Origin of the sequence: Pseudoalteromonas porphyrae (assembly GCF_001298125.1) — a bacterium.
GTDB lineage: Bacteria > Pseudomonadota > Gammaproteobacteria > Enterobacterales > Alteromonadaceae > Pseudoalteromonas > Pseudoalteromonas neustonica.
In genome coordinates this window covers 107,289-122,275 of the sequence record NZ_LHPH01000007.1, presented here as the reverse complement: position 1 = coordinate 122,275, position 14,987 = coordinate 107,289, and the positions used below count along the sequence as shown (strand labels likewise).

The following is a 14,987-nucleotide window of genomic DNA, read 5'->3' as shown; positions in this document are numbered from 1 at the left end:
TATTACTAAGAATCAATAAGTATCTACTCAACCAGCCCTGCAAGGATCGGACTTTGATAGTCACTATTTTGTTTTCGATATTCATTAGGAATAATCCCTACGATAGCTTTAAACACCCGGTTAAAGGTCGCCAGAGACGAAAAGCCGCTCTCAAGTGCAATACTCAAAATACTCCACTCTTTAGCTTGCTCACTTGCTAATAATGCTTTCGCATAATTTACACGGTATTGGTTAATAAACAGGTTAAAGTTAGCTACTTTATAGTGAAAGCGAATCGCCCTGCTAATTTTATATTCAGGCACCATCAGCGCTTGCGCAAAATCTGAAATTTTAAGATTCGTTTGTAAAAATAGCTTTTTTTTGTTTATGAGTTCAGAAATACCAGCTATCAACTCAGTCGGTACTTGCTCTTGATGATGAGTGCTATTGCTAAGATGCTTTACTTCATCGCTATCAAAACCAACCTCACTCTCATAATTTTGAGGTGATGTTTGCTTGTTGGAGATACTTGCTTGAAGTGCCATGACTGCTTGCATCGCTAATACAATTAACAGCGCAGATGAAGTAATAATTATGGGGTTATAAAGCTCAATTTCAGCTGGGCTAAATATAAATACAGGTAATATACTGGCATTAAAAACAGCTAAAAAGTACGCACTAGCAAAAATCACTGATTGCACTTTTTGAGCGTGCGTTTTGCTATTAAAGCCTCTCATCGACTCCCAAAAAGAAAGCACTAAAATGCACGATGAAAGTAAACCTGTTATTTCATTCATGCCTTGTTTTAACCGCCACATTACATGACTGCTAGAAAGTGCTTGCGGATCAAGGCTAACTAAATAGTGCCATGTTTGATTAAACATGATCAACAGCGCGATGGTTACAGCAACTGCCACATGTCTGCGTGAAATAGGGTTATGCTCACGGAATAAAACCCGTGATATTAACCATGATGCATTACATGTTGCACAAGTAAATAAGCCAATAAAATACTGATATTCCCCCAAGCTTGGTGCACTAATTTTTTGCGCCCCCACCATACAAAGGGAGCCACAAAATACCACAAATAAATAATGAACCAGCTGCTTATCTTTTTTCAACGCATTTAAAAACATTAACCCCATACAAACAAAAAGAAGAAGATAATAAGGGGAATAATTTTGCATAATAGCGTGCTCTTAAAATGACGTTTTAACAAACAACGTGGGCTGAATTACATAGTACAAATTAACATACATATTGGCAAAAAAACTTTGTTAGTGAATATGTCTATACCGCCCTCGCTAATTGCAAAAACTTATCAATATATCGTTGCTCAAATTCCGAATTTGATAAGAAACCGCCCTACAAGCCCTTTATATTGGTGTTATCTGTATCATTGATAAAAAGAAAACACCAATGCCTAAAATTAAAATAACACCAAATACACTGCTCAATAACAGTAAAAAAATATGGTTCACGTGCCTATTGATGGCACAAATCTGCTTTGTTACTTACCTCGCCTTAGGGTACGGGCTTACGGGGATCACTACGGGAATATCTGGCTGGAGTCGTCTAAATAGCACCGCCTATGTTGCCAGCGACCCCATCGGTAATTCAATGTATGCGGTACATGTATTACTCGCCATCGTGATGATAATTGGCGGTAGCTTACAGCTCATACCCGCAATAAGAGCAAAGTATACTAAGTTTCATCGCTATAATGGCCGCGTGTTCGTATTGTTAGCCTGTACCATCTCTGTAGCAGGTATGTACCTTATGATAGCCAGAGGAACCGTCGGCAACACCTTAATGCAAGGACTAACTATATTTGGTGGTTGCGTGGTTATTTTATCAAGCATATTAGCTGTTAGAGCCGCCAAGAAACGTAATATTAGCCTTCATAAAATATGGGCAATACGCTTATACCTCGCAGCTAATGGTGTACTGTTTTTTCGGCTGATGATTTTTGCTTGGTTCTTACTATTTGGTACTTTAGGAGTTGATACCACAACATTTACCGGTCCAACCGTGCTAGCTGTAAGTATTTGCTCTTATGTGATCCCTTTACTAATTGCTGAGCTGGTAAGGCATGCCGAAACTACAACTAATAAAATTATTACAATCGCCACAGCAAGCTTAATGGTGTTGATATCCATTATATTCTTGGTGGGTTTATTTGGGATTGTGCTAGCCGAATGGTATCCGGCGATAGTTGGTTAGTAGATGGTAATTCGATGAGTGAAAAATATAACGCTGCTAATTGGATTAACAACCCTGACTTTATTTATATAAATGAAGTCAGGTTTAACCTTCGTAATTTTCACCCTCGTATTGAGCTAAATACTCACGACTTAGCTTAGCTGTTGTACTTTATTGAGTGAGCGCATCACCAAAACGATTTGCCTTCTGCTTACCTTTCGCAAAACCTAAGTAAATATACCCAAGCCACCTCAAGATGCAGTTTCAGTTGGAGTTAAAAGCGATTCAGGCAAGGCATTGATTGCAAATAATGGTTGTTCCCTTGTTAAAATCAATAACGCAGTATGAATCGCTTTTAAACCAACCCGTTGGGCGTTTCACAGGCGCTTACTCTCATCGTTGTTACTTCTTAAAAGGGGCTGCCATTATTGCAAAGTAACGCCTTGATATTAAACACCTGTGAAACGCTGAAGTCTGCATCTTGAGGTGGTTTGGGTATAATACAGCTAATCGAACCGATAAAAGGAATTAAAAAGCATAACGTCATCCAGCCAGATATATTAAGGTCATGCCAACGCTTAATTGTCACCATAAGATTTATCCAAATCAAGCAGCCTAATGCTACTTTCATGGCTCAAAGTATTAAAGAAAAGGGGTCACTCATTGACCCCTTTAACCTTCGCTATTTAACAACTGCGGTTATTCCTAAATACTGATCTTCCACACTTGTATTTTTTGTTACATCAACGGTGAACCAAGTTTTTTCATCAAGATTAAATGAGAAAGCTCTTCGATAAATAGAAGGTTGTGTAAAGCTGCTATCTGAAACAATCCCCATAATAACGCCTTGCTCAGGTTCTGTAATAAAACCATTTGCACTAGTTATCGTTTCATTTAAAGTAAAGTCAGCTAGCACGGTTACTGTGCTGTTATTTGGATTAAAAAGCATTAATTTAGCGTTATTTGTTAAATAATAAAATAAACCATCAGATGCTTGGAACAAAGGTGTCCCTGGTAAGTCAGTTAATCCGTCTTTAGGTCCTGACACTACCGTGGAAATTGATATTTCAGAAGAAATTAACTCGCCTAACACAGCCTTATGAATGCGAACTTCAGTATCATTTTCAATTGCAGTAGTCATAACATAAAAATCGCCCGACTCATTATCAGCAGCGGCAGCAAAGGGGATCTTCCATGCGCCAGCAGCAACACTGCTTGCTTCAGGCGAAAATAAAATAAAATTACTATCTGGCCGACCGTTTGCATCTCTATTATTAACATCCACAAACCATAATCGCTGGCCTTTTGCACCGTTATCTTCTACTCGCAGTGCTGGGGTAATAAAGCTTAGTTTATCATCATGTGCAACTGCGCCAGTAAAGTCTGCATCAAGAATGCTTTCACTCTCACCAAATAAATACAATTCACCACTCGGCTGACCTGTTTTTGCATCAAACGAGAGTAGCCCTGCAACATATGGATAATACTCAGCACCAGCAATAAAGGGCGAGATTGGATCAAATATCTCGTAAACGACTGTGCCCCAAATTTGACCGTTTTTTGTTTTAGCAAACCCTTTTGGAGGGTTCACCGCACGAGTGTACCAGCGCCCATCGTTTCGTTCAGAATCGGTATCTGGTAGTGCAAAATCTTGTATTTTTTTTGTCGTAATATCTAAAGTCCATACCCCAACATTGCTGCGCTGTGGATTCACCCCTGAGTTGACTCGATTTAACGTCCCCCCTAGAACAACACCGCTTTCTAGCTGCAAGGGCTTGCCTAAAGGAAACCCTGCGGTGGCGTTACCTAAGGGAACACTTACCACTTCAGCAGTCACACGGTCATACTTTATAATTGCACCATGACCATGCTTACCACCTAGTGTAGCCAGACTCACTACATAGCGGTCTGCCCTTGGCTCAGCTGGCAAACCACCTATGGCAGGCACACCATTAATCAAATAACCATCATTTACACTTCCATTGAATAAATTTTTACGTGCCAAACCATTGTAGTCATAGCGATCAATGAGTGATGGCATCACTCCTGCGTCTTGTAAAAGTGATTCAAGGCTAGTATCTAAAAACTCAGAATTGCTTGTTACGGGCAAATTATCAATGTCACCCCAAAATTTACTCACAATGTAATTATCAAATTGGTTTGCGCCAATAGTAGACGTTGCATTAACAAAGTGATAACCCGTTGTTCGGCTTGAAGACAAACCAACTGGTACTCGGCGTTCACTTTTGCCAGTCCAGTAAGCACTTAGCCTTGCACGATCTAATAGTTGGTCTGTATTTGTAATTTCAAAAAAAGCTGCCGCATCGAGTTCCGGCGCAATATTTGGCCCATCCCCTGCTGTAAGTAAATAATAATCAGACCCATACTGCCTAATTATTGCAACCGGATTTTTTGCGCCTCGGCTACTATTTAATACACCAATATCAACGCTATTTACCGCGACAGCAGGGCCATCTTTTTGATAGATCCAGGTATTATCTGGCGCTTGCTCTGTAGCAAACACAAACTCATTGCGCGTAATGTCATAGCTAGCCTGAGGAGCTGGCTGACCAAGTACTGCATTGACATCATCATCATCTATATTATTGCTATTTATATCAACAAGACCCCATGGCTTCGACCAATCTAACGTATTACTTGGTGCAATCGCAAAAGCCTTGGCAGGAACATCATAATTCAATTGCGTATTATTTTTTACGCTATAAGCACTGGCAGTAAAATTTGATACCAAAAAAATCACATCCCCTATCGGCGTGCTCGCAAGAAGAGGTACCATAGATACTTTATTTATTCTTTGTTTGTAGTCTTTATTTTGACCAAATTCATACATTCCATAAACCGGCGTGAATTGCCCATAACCATCACTGCTCACATCAATATTAAGATGGACTAATGCCCCCGATGTCACCTGGCTACTGTCTACAGGAGGCTGCGGTAAATTCGGACCTCCCGATTGTGCAATCATCATTAAAGAACGGCCATCAGGACTTATAGCTGGTGCAGTAAAGTATTGCGATAAAGGCTTACTAGCATCGGCAATATAAATAGGTGGAATTGTTGCAACATGCTCTAGGCTATCTTTCTTTGGATCAAATACAACAACATCACCACGTAATCTATTCGGTATAATCCCGTAAAACAAACCTGTAACAGAATTAAAAGCAAACCCCGCCTGGGCATCAATTACTCCCATATCTAAGGGGACAGAGCTTGGTATGGGTCCTCCTTCAGCTGTTACAACATCCTTTACGCTTACGGAGCTTGAATCAAATGTGGTCCAACTTCCTATCCCTTTACTCCCACCTGTAGTACTTGTAATTAGCAAAGAAGTGATTGGATCTTTTACAGGATCCGTTACCGATGTAGGGGGCTCATTGACCTTATTATTCTTTTCATTACTATTATTACAAGCACTTAAAATAAATATTACACTCAATAACCCAATAACTGATCGTTTCATAAATTAAATTCATCAAAAAAGTAGTTAATATAGGTATAGCTTTGTTTTAATGGAGTGTCTAACATGCAGGGCAGGATCATACTTTGTAAACATTTATAATTTATGATCTAATACTATAAATTTCATCGCTTTATATTCCTTACGTCCTTATTCTCCCATTTAGAACTTGTAAAAGATAACCGCTCAACTATCAACCAACATCATAACCTTGTCGATGTGCTTTTTCCTTATTATTAGTGCTGTAACATCTGGATGTGAAGGATGGCAAGATATTGAAGTATATGCTGTAAGGGCTCGACTGCAGAAAGGGGTCCAGAAAGGGAGCAAATCTTGACATCAGATATCAAAGCACTTTCGAGTTTTTCAAATAGTAATTTAACATTTTTATCTTCGATCATTAAGGCATTCATCCTACCCACCGTTTTAGATATTGCAGAATAATGCTGAACATTAAAAATATATTCTAACGCCTGCAAATTTAATCCCGTTAAATCTTGGCACAATTTAATGGCAAACCAGCGGGGTAAGTTTTTCTCTTTTCGCCCCTTTTTAACCATTACTATATCATCTACTTCAACACTAAAGTATTGAGCTACGTAAGCAATTACATCATCTGCTGAGTACTTTTTAACAACAAGCTTACTTTCACTATTTGGTGATGCGATATAGTCCTTTTATGTTTTCAATAAAATCCTCACAGCCCAGAACCAACAATAACTTTTTAGCACGATAAAAAGCGCTTATTTCTTCCCTGTTTTCAAATTCCACAAACTGCTTATAAGCTGCATATTTACGCTTTTTGCCTTGGAGCGAAAATATAAAATCTCGAACGAGCCATTTGGGCGTCGCTGCCCTTCTAATGAAAGCTTAATAGCTAGACCACTTATATTTAACAAGCTCTTCTACCAAGGGTATACTCGTTTCAATTGGGTTACGGTTTAGATATCCATTATATTCTTGGTGGGTTTATTTGGGATTGTGCTAGCCGAATGGTATCCGGCGATAATTGGTTAGTAGATGCTAATTCGATGAGTGAAAAATATAACGCTGCTAATTGGATTAACAACCCTGACTTTATTTATATAAATGAAGTCAGGTTTAACCTTCGTAATTTTCACCCTCGTATTGAGCAAAATACTCACCACTTAGCTTAGCTGTTGTACTTTATTGAGTGAGCGCTTCACCAAAACGATTTGCCTTCTGCTTACCTTTCGCAAAACCTAAGTAAATAATACAACTAATCGAGCCAATAAAAGGAATTAAAAAGCATAACGTCATCCAGCCAGATATATTAAGGTCATGCCAACGCTTAATTGTCACCATAAGATTTATCCAAATCAAGCACCCTAATACTACAAACAAGGTTAAGTACATAAGCCCTGTAGAGAACCACGTTTCTTCCATAGGGTAATCCCCCATATTAGATAGTCCATGAATAATTGATATAAACAAAACGGCATTAGACACAGCAACAAACCAATAAATACTTCGCGTTACTCGACCTCGCCATGATAAAAGAATGCTCGCAGCAGAAGTATTAAGCACTTTGCTACTCCATAAATTAAATAAAAATGCAGGCAGTAATATAAAAACACTAAAGTTGTATATTAAACGAGCGGTTAGTAGATATGCTTGATAATATTCAATGGAGAAAGGAAGAAAGCTCCCCGCAAGGGGATACATGTTATAAAAAGCTGATGAGACTAAACAGCAAACGAGAAAGCTCACCAACCAATAGCGCCCTGGTATATTTTTTAAAGACAGGCTAATAGCTAAAAAACAAATATAAAAAAGAGGCTCAGATAAATAATAAGCAATGTTGATTGAATCATGAAGACAATCGAGTTCGGTATTACAAAACATTACAGTCCTTGTAGTGTGCATATTAAAGTGAAATGTAGGCTACCCGACTCAAATTTTTTGTCAACAATATGAGAACAAAAAACATCCAGTTTAAATTTAGTGATGGTAAGAGGTCAACTGTCAAAAAACTCACCCATTATGCAGAATAAAAAGATCAAGAAAACACAGCGCCAACTTAACCGACCTTTCTAATGAATACCCCTTTGGTTTTAGAAGCTTTTAGGCAAATACGATACGTGCTGTCTAGCTTTAGTTTAGAGGCGCAAGACTTCGAAAATTTGACTATAAAATAAAACTGAAATTTTTTCAGAAGCACTCAAGCAATTAAATAAGGAATACGAAGCTATCTCGTGTAATAACGTGAAATATGTATATCTCAACTTTACTGCTACATTTATTTGTGATGCTGATACTTTTTTCAGCCCAATTAGTGAGCTTTGTTAAAATTATTTTTAACAGGTGCTTTGTTATATACAGTAGTTAATGTATATAACGGATATAAATATGAACTATTCACTTGTTGTGATTCAATGAAACCGGACACAAATTTAGGTGGTATTATTACCACTCAAACAGAGGTGTTCTATGACAAAACAACGTCGCTCTTTTTCTCAAGAGTTTAAACTTGATTCAGCAAAATTAGTCCTTGATGAAGGATACTCACTCCCAGAAGCTGCTCGCTCACTAGAAGTCGGTGAAACAGCTCTTCGTCGTTGGGTTAAGCAATTACAAGATGAGCGTGGTGGCACAACACCAAACTCTAAAGCGCTTACTCCTGAACAGCTGAGAATTCAGGAGCTTGAAGCTAAAGTTAATCGCCTTGAAAGAGAAAAAACAATTTTAAAAAAGGCTACCGCTCTCTTAATGTCAGACGAGATGAACAATATTCGTTGATAGACCAATTAAGTGAGCATGAGTCTGTGGAAATGGTCTGTAGCGTATTTAATGTTCCGCGTTCAAGTTATTATGATTTTAAGCAGCGTGTGGCATCAATTAAACTTGAAGAGGTGCAACTTAGGTCAACGATTAATGAAAAGAAAAGAAAAGGGTCAAATCTTGACTTCACACATCAAACAATCTCGAAGTTTTTCGTATTGTAATTTAACCTTCTTATCTTCAACCATTAAAGCATTCAACCTGCCGACAGTTTTGGATATAGCTGAATAATGCTGAACATTAAAGATACCTGCTAATGCCTGCAAATTTAATCCCGTTAAATCTTGGCACAATTTAATAGCAAACCAACGGGGTAAATTTTTCTCTTTTCGCCCTTTTTTAACCATTACTATATCATCTACTTCAACACTAAAGTATTGAGCTAGGTAAGCAATTACATCATCTGCTGAGTACTCTTTAACAACAAGCTTACTTTCACTATTAGGTGATGCGATATGGTCTTTTATGTTTTCAATAAAGTCCTCACTGCCTAGCACTGACAATAACTTTTTAGCACCATAAAAAGCGCTTATTTCTTTATTGTTTTCAAATTCAACAAACTGTTTATAAGCAGTATATTTACGCTTTTTTCCTTGGAGCGAAAAAATAAAATCTCGAACGAGCCATTTAGGCACCGCTCCCCTTTTAATGAAAGCCGAATAGCTAGACCATTGATACTTAGAAAGGTCATCTACCAGCGGGGTGCTCGTTTCAATTGGGTTGCGATGAATATAACGGCTAACATGCAATAAGTAGTTATCAGCATCCACCAACACGGCTTTGTATCGGCCCCTGAACAGTGCACCATCTGTGTTATGTGTTCTATTAAAGTATTGAGTATAAAGGCCATTAATATGCTTCATGGCTCGACCTAAATTAGCATCGGGAGTTTTTATTAGCAGGTGGTAATGATTGGTCATCAAACAATACGAATGCACTTCAATATTAAACCGAAGGCTTGCTTGCTCAATGCAATATAAAAAATACTTGAAGTCGTCATCGCTCAAAAAGGTATTTTCGCGCCCTCTTCCACGATTCATTACATGATAAAACGCATTCTCATACTCTATTCGCAGCGGCCTAGACATAGTAATCTATTCAATAAGTATTAAATTATAAATTTAGCCCACCAATGTCCGAAGTCAAGATTTGACCCCTTTTGGTTTTTCAGCCAACCAACGTGCATCACTATGGTCATCAGCATGTTTTAAGCCTGAGTATTGTTGGATTGCAGCGGGGTTTGCTAAGTGAAGTTTAAACCCTTCATCCATTAAAGCATCGACTAACCAATACCAATTAAAAGTTGATTCAACAACAAGTCCTTTTAAATTGTCTTTATAAGGACTTAGAAAAGATCAAATGACAGACATGTCATTATTTAAACGCTTAGCGGTAAGCGTTTCACCGTGTTCATTAATGATAGCAATAACACTATTATTTGAATGCAAGTCAATCCCACCATATATTTTCATACTAAGCTCCTCGTGATACTGTTTATGTTTTGGTCAACACAACTGTATCGAAAAACTCGAGGAGCTTTCTATATGATTATCAGGTCTTGCATCTTGCCAAGACCAAACACCAATCTCACGTTTAACACCCTCCCCCGTCATCACGCCCTGAAAATAAGTAATACTTTAAGGCTAAAGCCTGACCTAAAAAAACATTATGCGAGAAAAAATTTTACGCCTAAATAGATTCCAGTACAGTTAACTTTTTCTCGAAAACTCTTTCATTCATTAGTTTTGGGTAGTTCTTTAACAAGAACTTAGTGATTTCTTCTTGGTTATCAATAACATTATTTTCAGCGCTGATACTCATAAACCCATAGTCTATAATAGTTTTTAAATCACCAATGTAAGTAACTGTATTTTCTTTGACTTCAAAACCTTCATTTCTATCCAGTAGGAAGTAGTGGTTACCAAATACTATTTGCCACCATTTATAATGACCAACTGGAAGTTTGAAAATATTATGATCGCCATTTTTATCAGGTGTGAATTCTACATTTTTTGAAACACCGGCATCATTACTTTCCCCTTGGTAAACCGCTATATATTTTAAATGAGGAACAAATATGTTACCAACTTCATCTGTATTTGAAATTAAGTTTGTAACAACTATTCCTTCAGAATTACTTATACTCTGTCCATCTATATGTTTTTCTTGAATCATAGAACATGCTGATAAAAGAAGCGTAGCAATAACAAATATTGTACTTTTTAGAGATCTCATCATATTTTAAAGTTTTAATTATTTTGCGTTAATAGTACCTAATTCGAAACAATAATAAAATACTAAAATTAAGAAATGCATAGCTGCCTTAGACCACAATCCGTGGGCTTGAATTCACACTTCCTAAGTCAAACACCAATCTCACGTTTAACACCCTCCCCCGTCATCACGCCCTGAAAATAAGCAATTGATGAGTAATTCATTTCATGGATGAAATGAAAGCCGTGCTTGCACACGGATGTGCTTTCATGGTGTTTACGTTCACATCAATTGTGGTTTAAAGGATTAAGCGTGATGCTCGGGGTGCCGCGGGGTTCCAAGGGGTGGTCGGCAGCCGCCCCTTGGAACCCCGCCAGCAATCTAGCAAAAAACCTTGAATAAGATTTTTAATGTAGGTCGCGGATTTATCCCGACAATATATATGTAAAGTTAGAAAATTAGAAAGCCTCAGCTAGCGCGCAATGAACAAAGATTACACACGCGTCAGCAAGCTTAGCACCTACGCTGGTTAACTCTAACATTGGTGTAAACCATTCGTGGCTAAAGCCATCTCATACAATAAATATAAGCCTCGGTGCAGCGAAGCGCCTCTGTGATCTCTGTGGTGAATTCATTTTCTCGCTTTTTTCGCCCTAAAGAGCGACCTACAAACAATACATATTTACGTGCTTGGGAGATGGTAATGATATCGGAAAATCGTTGGGTTTCGTTGCACTCTACCCAACCTACAAATCACACGTGCCTGAAGCCGACTCCTACAACCGCCTTTAACCTCGATGCAGCGCGAAGTGCCTCTGTGATGAATTCATTTTCTCGCTTTTTTCGCCCTAAAGAGCGACCTACAAACAATACATATTTACGTGCTTGGGAGATGGTAATGATATCGGAAAATCGTTAGGTTTCGTTGCACTCTACCCAACCTACAAATCACACGTGGCTGAAGCAGACTCCTACAACAACATTTACCTCTGTGCAGCGCGAAGCGCCTCTGAGTTCTCTGTGGTGAAATTCTTTTTCTCACTTTTTTCGCCCTAAAGGACGACCTACAAACAATGCATATTTACGTGGCTGGGAGCTGCTAATGATCTTGGAGAATCGTTGGGTTTCGTTTCACTCAACCCAACCTACGTTCATATAATTTATGACTTATCACCATGCACAAAAAAGCCGTTGCATTGCTGCAACGGCTTTTAATATTTTATCAATTCCCAAGCTTTAATTGGGAATTTTTTAAAATTTAGTCTCTATATGTCTCTACCGCTGGGCATGAACACACTAGGTTACGGTCGCCGTATACGTCATCGATACGCGTTACTGTAGGCCAGAATTTGTTTTTTGCCACTGCTGGTACTGGGAACGCGGCGTAGAAGCGGTCATATGCTCTGTCCCACTCATTTCCAAGTACGTCGCCTTGTGTATGCGGTGCGAACACAAGCGGGTTGTTTTCGATAGACCATTCGCCAGAGATTACTTTATCGATTTCGCCTTTGATTGATACCATTGCTTCAATGAAACGGTCGATCTCAACTTTAGACTCAGACTCAGTTGGCTCAATCATCAATGTGCCCGCTACTGGGAACGACATAGTTGGTGAATGGAAGCCGTAATCTTGTAAACGCTTAGCTACGTCCATTTCAGTGATGCCTGAAAGCTCTTTAAGTGGGCGTAAGTCAACAATACATTCGTGAGCAACACGGTTGTTGCGACCACGGTATAAAATTGGGAAGTGCGCGCTTAACTCGTGCGTTAAGTAGTTAGCATTCACAATGGCCATTTCAGTGGCTTGTTTAAGGCCTTCGCTACCCATCATGGTGATATAAGCCCATGAAATAGGTAAGATTGCCGCTGAGCCGTATGGCGCTGCCGATACCGCGCCGTTACCAATTTTAGTACCTGGTACGTTAATTACGCTGTGGTTAGGCATAAATTCAGCTAGGTGTGATTTAACACCAATTGGGCCAACACCTGGACCGCCGCCGCCGTGCGGAATACAGAACGTTTTATGTAGGTTTAAGTGCGATACGTCAGAGCCGATAAAGCCTGGGCTTGTAACACCTACTTGGGCGTTCATGTTTGCGCCATCCATGTAAACTTGGCCGCCGTGCTCGTGCACGATGTCGCAAATTTCACGGATTGTTTCTTCATATACACCGTGCGTAGACGGGTATGTGATCATGATGCATGATAGGTTTTCTGATACTTCTTCAGCTTTCGCTTTAAGATCAGCCATATCAACGTTACCGTTTTTATCGCAATCAACAACCACGATTTTCATGCTTGCCATTTGTGCAGATGCTGGGTTTGTACCGTGCGCTGAACTTGGGATCAAACAAATGTTACGGTGTGCATCGCCACGAGACTCGTGGTATTTACGAATCGCGATTAAACCTGCGTATTCACCTTGAGCACCAGAGTTTGGCTGCAGTGATACCGCATCGTAACCTGTAATGTTAACCAACCAATCATGTAATTCGTTGATCATGATTTGGTAACCTGCTGCTTGGTCTAACGGGCAGAATGGGTGAAGGTTAGCAAACTCAGGCCATGTAACTGGGATCATCTCAGCGGTCGCGTTTAGTTTCATGGTGCATGAACCTAACGAGATCATTGAATGGTTTAATGATAAATCTTTGCTTTCAAGACGCTTAATATAACGCATCATTTCAGTTTCGCTGTGGTATGAATTGAAGTTAGGGTGCGTTAAAATTTCGTCATCGCGTACTAAGCTTGCAGGGATTGACTCGCTGCCATTCGCTTCGATGTCGGCTGCAATTGCGTCAACACTTAAACCATGGCCTTCGCCTAGGATGATGTCGAAAAGCTCAGCAACATCTGCACGGGTTGTGGTTTCTGATACTGCAATTGAGTACTCGCCTGCGTGGTTAGTTGCAAAGTTAACGCCGTTTGCTACAGCGCGCGCTGTTACGTCGTCTTTGTTATCACTAACAACCGTTAGGGTATCAAACCATGTGCTGTGCTTAAGTGCTACGCCTTTAGCTTGTAGGCCTGCAGCTAAAATATCGGCAAAGCGATGAATACGCTGTGCGATAGTTTTTAAGCCTTGTGGGCCATGGTACACCGCGTAAAACGCTGCCATGTTGGCAAGTAATACTTGCGCCGTACAAATGTTTGAGTTGGCTTTGTCGCGGCGAATGTGTTGCTCGCGCGTTTGCATTGCCATACGTAATGCGTCGTTACCTAAACGGTCTTTAGATACACCAATGATACGACCTGGTAATGAGCGCTTGTACGAATCACGTGTTGCAAAGAATGCAGCGTGAGGACCGCCGTAACCCATTGGTACACCAAAGCGCTGCGCTGAACCAAGTACGACGTCTGCGCCCAGTTTACCCGGTGCTTTTAGTAGTAATAAGCTCATTATGTCGGCTGCAACACAGGCAATCGCTTTTTTGCTTTGTACGCCAGCGATTAAATCTGTGATATCAACAATTTCACCTGACGTTGACGGATACTGGAATAACGCGCCAAAAATCTCGTGATTCACAGCGTCGGCTGCTTTACCTACGATGATCTCAAAACCAAACTGCTCTGCACGTGTAGTAACAACGTCGATTGTTTGTGTGTGTACGTCATCTGCGATGAAAAATGCGTTTGCTTTTTTAGCTTTAGAAACACGCTTTGCAAGGCCCATGGCCTCTGCGGCTGCCGTTGATTCATCAAGCAACGATGCACTTGCTAAATCAAGACCCGTTAGGTCTAGGGTCATAGTTTGGAAGTTTAATAATGACTCTAAACGCCCTTGAGCAATCTCTGGTTGATATGGAGTGTACGCTGTGTACCAACCTGGGTTCTCAAGTACGTTACGTAAAATTACGTGTGGTACATGAGTTGGGTGGTAACCTTGACCAATGTAAGATTTGAACACTTTATTTTTGCTTGCTACAGACTTTAAGTAGCTTAGTGTTTCAACTTCAGTGCGGCTTTCGCCCACTGTAAGGCCCTGCTCTAAACGAATACTTGCAGGTACAGTTTGATCGATCAGCTCTTCAACACTCGATACTCCAAGAGCACTTAGCATATCGCTTACTTGTGCTGGGCTTGGCCCAATATGACGGCGAATAAAATCTTGCGTTTGCTCTAATTGTTCAAGAGATGTGGCGTTTGACATTTGTCCAGATTCCTATGATCCAAAAAATAAATGGTTACTACTAATGGGTGACCAGTAATAACTTAAAAGCTTTTGATTTAATAACTTACACTGTATGGAAGGTAAGCAGTAAAATCATAAAAGCCCCGCTAGCATTTGGTATAACGGGGCTTTTAATATCGA

11 protein-coding genes and 2 pseudogenes are annotated in these 14,987 nt (G+C 39.7%); 4 read left to right on the top strand and 9 right to left on the bottom strand.

Features of this window, described 5'->3' with window-relative positions; translation table 11 throughout:
* Positions 1-23: 23 nt before the first annotated feature.
* Positions 24-1,166, bottom strand: a complete 1,143-nt coding sequence (locus ADS77_RS07590) for a helix-turn-helix domain-containing protein (RefSeq protein ID WP_235575732.1) — start codon at positions 1,164-1,166, stop codon at positions 24-26.
* A 232-nt stretch (positions 1,167-1,398) separates the two neighbouring features.
* Between ADS77_RS07590 and ADS77_RS07585 the strand changes: the two genes are divergently transcribed.
* Entirely contained in the window at positions 1,399-2,202 is an 804-nt protein-coding gene (locus tag ADS77_RS07585; RefSeq protein ID WP_054453735.1) for a DUF2306 domain-containing protein, read from the top strand.
* Between the two features lie 388 nt (positions 2,203-2,590).
* On the opposite strand, the gene ADS77_RS22955 is transcribed toward ADS77_RS07585, so the two are convergent.
* Both ADS77_RS22955 and ADS77_RS07575 read right to left on the bottom strand, forming a co-directional pair.
* Positions 2,591-2,812 (bottom strand): DUF805 domain-containing protein, encoded by a 222-nt coding sequence (locus ADS77_RS22955; protein ID WP_082355627.1) that lies wholly within the window; start codon positions 2,810-2,812, stop codon positions 2,591-2,593.
* Between the two features lie 51 nt (positions 2,813-2,863).
* Positions 2,864-5,662, bottom strand: coding sequence for a hypothetical protein (locus ADS77_RS07575; protein WP_152960595.1), 2,799 nt, complete (start codon positions 5,660-5,662; stop codon positions 2,864-2,866).
* A gap of 132 nt (positions 5,663-5,794) precedes the next feature.
* Here ADS77_RS07575 and ADS77_RS22100 point away from each other — a divergent pair.
* A pseudogene (locus tag ADS77_RS22100) lies at positions 5,795-5,945 on the top strand (transposase family protein); the annotation flags it as partial.
* Here ADS77_RS22100 and ADS77_RS22665 read toward each other — a convergent pair.
* A complete protein-coding gene (locus ADS77_RS22665) occupies positions 5,896-6,219 on the bottom strand; it encodes a hypothetical protein (RefSeq protein ID WP_235575731.1) in 324 nt (107 codons plus the stop codon). The pseudogene ADS77_RS22100 and the gene ADS77_RS22665 sit on opposite strands and share 50 nt — an antisense overlap.
* A gap of 369 nt (positions 6,220-6,588) precedes the next feature.
* Between ADS77_RS22665 and ADS77_RS07560 the strand changes: the two genes are divergently transcribed.
* The gene (locus ADS77_RS07560) at positions 6,589-6,816 is read left to right on the top strand and encodes a hypothetical protein (protein WP_054453730.1); all 228 of its coding nucleotides are present in this window, start codon (positions 6,589-6,591) and stop codon (positions 6,814-6,816) included.
* Positions 6,817-6,826: 10 nt separating this feature from the next.
* On the opposite strand, the gene ADS77_RS07555 is transcribed toward ADS77_RS07560, so the two are convergent.
* Complete coding sequence (locus ADS77_RS07555; RefSeq protein WP_054453729.1) at positions 6,827-7,525, bottom strand: DUF805 domain-containing protein; 699 nt, start codon at positions 7,523-7,525, stop codon at positions 6,827-6,829.
* Positions 7,526-8,110: 585 nt separating this feature from the next.
* Between ADS77_RS07555 and ADS77_RS07550 the strand changes: the two are divergent.
* Positions 8,111-8,556, top strand: a pseudogene (locus ADS77_RS07550) (transposase); the annotation flags it as partial.
* Positions 8,557-8,574: 18 nt separating this feature from the next.
* On the opposite strand, the gene ADS77_RS07545 reads toward ADS77_RS07550, so the two are convergent.
* From ADS77_RS07545 to gcvP, 4 genes are all read right to left on the bottom strand, one after another.
* Complete coding sequence (locus tag ADS77_RS07545) at positions 8,575-9,549, bottom strand: transposase (RefSeq protein ID WP_054453728.1); 975 nt, start codon at positions 9,547-9,549, stop codon at positions 8,575-8,577.
* Between the two features lie 54 nt (positions 9,550-9,603).
* A complete protein-coding gene (locus ADS77_RS22875) occupies positions 9,604-9,732 on the bottom strand; it encodes a hypothetical protein (RefSeq protein ID WP_268794849.1) in 129 nt (42 codons plus the stop codon).
* A 418-nt stretch (positions 9,733-10,150) separates the two neighbouring features.
* Positions 10,151-10,636 carry a hypothetical protein gene (locus ADS77_RS07540; protein WP_152960594.1) on the bottom strand — a complete coding sequence of 162 codons (486 nt, stop codon included), beginning with the start codon at positions 10,634-10,636 and terminating at the stop codon, positions 10,151-10,153.
* 1,297 nt (positions 10,637-11,933) lie between these two features.
* On the bottom strand, positions 11,934-14,825 hold the full coding sequence (gcvP, locus tag ADS77_RS07535; RefSeq protein WP_054453726.1) for an aminomethyl-transferring glycine dehydrogenase: 2,892 nt from the start codon (positions 14,823-14,825) through the stop codon (positions 11,934-11,936).
* Positions 14,826-14,987 lie beyond the last annotated feature (162 nt).

Bases quoted from the DNA above. Each gene is read 5' to 3' on its own strand.
- ADS77_RS07590 (WP_235575732.1), bottom strand. From the start codon at position 1,166: ATGCAAAATTATTCCCCTTATTATCTTCTTCTTTTTGTTTGTATGGGG.
- ADS77_RS07585 (WP_054453735.1), top strand. From the start codon at position 1,399: ATGCCTAAAATTAAAATAACACCAAATACACTGCTCAATAACAGTAAA.
- ADS77_RS22955 (WP_082355627.1), bottom strand. From the start codon at position 2,812: ATGAAAGTAGCATTAGGCTGCTTGATTTGGATAAATCTTATGGTGACA.
- ADS77_RS07575 (WP_152960595.1), bottom strand. From the start codon at position 5,662: ATGAAACGATCAGTTATTGGGTTATTGAGTGTAATATTTATTTTAAGT.
- ADS77_RS22665 (WP_235575731.1), bottom strand. From the start codon at position 6,219: ATGGTTAAAAAGGGGCGAAAAGAGAAAAACTTACCCCGCTGGTTTGCC.
- ADS77_RS07555 (WP_054453729.1), bottom strand. From the start codon at position 7,525: ATGTTTTGTAATACCGAACTCGATTGTCTTCATGATTCAATCAACATT.
- ADS77_RS07545 (WP_054453728.1), bottom strand. From the start codon at position 9,549: ATGTCTAGGCCGCTGCGAATAGAGTATGAGAATGCGTTTTATCATGTA.
- ADS77_RS22875 (WP_268794849.1), bottom strand. From the start codon at position 9,732: ATGGATGAAGGGTTTAAACTTCACTTAGCAAACCCCGCTGCAATCCAA.
- ADS77_RS07540 (WP_152960594.1), bottom strand. From the start codon at position 10,636: ATGATTCAAGAAAAACATATAGATGGACAGAGTATAAGTAATTCTGAA.
- gcvP (WP_054453726.1), bottom strand. From the start codon at position 14,825: ATGTCAAACGCCACATCTCTTGAACAATTAGAGCAAACGCAAGATTTT.